2 protein-coding genes are annotated in these 1923 nt (G+C 33.4%); one reads left to right on the top strand and one right to left on the bottom strand.

Annotation, left to right across the window (positions count from 1 at the left end; translation table 11 throughout):
* A partial coding sequence (mgtE, locus tag VNJ50_RS00435; RefSeq protein WP_325577990.1) for a magnesium transporter occupies positions 1 to 1091 on the bottom strand: 1091 nt, incomplete at its 3' end.
* Between the two features lie 263 nt (positions 1092 to 1354).
* Here mgtE and VNJ50_RS00440 point away from each other — a divergent pair.
* Positions 1355 to 1923, top strand: a 569-nt coding sequence (locus tag VNJ50_RS00440; RefSeq protein ID WP_325577992.1) for a response regulator transcription factor, incomplete at its 3' end; no start/stop codon positions are given.

Genomic DNA, 1923 nt, shown 5'->3' on the forward strand with positions numbered 1-1923 from the left:
AATAAAAAGGAAACTAACAGCTCTCTGCCAATTAATTTGTACCAATCGGATAATTGAATTTCGCCCAGGGCTAGATAGCGAATCATCAGTGTGGCAGATTGCGAACCCGCATTACCGCCACTATCAATCAATAATGGTAAAAAGAATACCAAGGCAACAAATGATTGAATGACATCTTCAAAACTTGCGAGTGCCGCTCCTGAAAAAACATTCATGAACACTAAGAGAACGAGCCAAACAATTCGGTTCTTATAAAGGTTGAAAATTCGTTCTTTTAACGGGTTTTTACCAGCGTTTTGAACCGATCCGAATTTATGGAAATCTTCTGTGGATTCTTCTTCGATGACATCCATAATATCATCAAAGGTAACAATACCCAAAAGCAGACCTTCTTCACTTAAAACCGGTAAGGCGACACGATCATAATCCTTAAAAACTTGAATGGCCGTTTCTTGATCGTCTAAAACATTTAATGAAACAAACCGGTTGTCAATAATATTGGCAATCAATTCATCTGGATTGGCAAAAATCAAATCCTTAATATCTATATCATCAATAAGTTTTTGGTCTTCATCAATAATATAAATAATGTTTAAAGTTTCTGAATGTTTTCCATGTTTTCTAATATGTGCAAATGCTTCGGCTACTGTAAAATCAGTTCTTATGGCTATAAATTCGGTGGTCATTAATCGACCAATACTATCTTTTGGATAGCTTAACAATTGAACGGTAATTTTTTGCTCTTCGGGTGCTAATATTTGTATTAATTTCTGAGCAATATCTTCTGGCAAATCTTCAAAAAATGCAGTTCTATCATCTGGTTCAATATCATTGAGCAAGCGTGCCAGTTTTTTGGAATTTTCAGCCAAACCTTCAATAATCGCTCCTTGTTCAGAATGGTCGAGCATCTTAAAAACCTCTTTGGCTTGCTGTCTCGACAATAATCTAAATACAATTATTTTATTGGTTTTTGAATAACCTTCAACTAAATCAGCGACTTCAATGGCATCCATTTCTTGTAACAATTGTATTAATGTGCGCCATTTTTTGTTATTAATAAGCTCGAGACAATTTGTTTTAGTTGCTATCATACCTGATGTTTTATGGTTGATTATAAGATGATCTTTTAAATAATAGGCCTACAAAAAAATAACATGGATCCTTATGGGAAGGAACACTTTGTTTTGAGTTTAGAGACTGCAAAAGTAGGTTTTATCTTTCGTTTTACGAAGTTCTTAATTTTGTTCACTTTAATGAGAGGTCAGATTTTTGTATCTTATAATGTTACCTGCTTTAAGGTACAATTATATATTTTATATTACTTAATTTTGAGTATTCTAAATTAATGATTTCCGTGAAAAAAATACTAATTGTTGAAGATGATCCAGAGTTGAACAGAAATTTGAAAGATGCGTTAACCGCTGAAAATATGCAGGTTGAAACTGTTTATGATGGTTTATTGGCTGAGAGAATTCTCAAAAAGCAACATTTTGATTGTATTTTACTGGATGTCAACCTGCCAGGTAAAAACGGTTTTGATTTAGCTCAGGATTTTAGGATGCACAACACTTCTACACCAATATTAATGATTTCGGCATTTTCTGAATTGGAAGATAAAGTGCAAGGTTATGAAATGGGGGCCGATGATTATATTACCAAGCCATTTTATATGCGCGAACTGATTTTAAAAATCAATTCACTCATAAAAAGAAGCCAGAATGTTTCTGTAGAAAATACCCAAAACAGAATAATCATTGCTGGCGATCTTCAATTAAATACAAGATTGAAAGAAGTTAGCCGTCAAGGAATCGATATTATATTAACACCACGAGAATATCAAATTCTTGAAAAACTTCTGGAATCTAAAGGTGAAATCGTTTCCAAACAAACGTTGGTGCAGCAAATTTGGGGAAAGTCTTTTGA

The organism is Gelidibacter sp., assembly GCF_035577925.1.
Taxonomy (GTDB): Bacteria; Bacteroidota; Bacteroidia; order Flavobacteriales; family Flavobacteriaceae; genus Gelidibacter.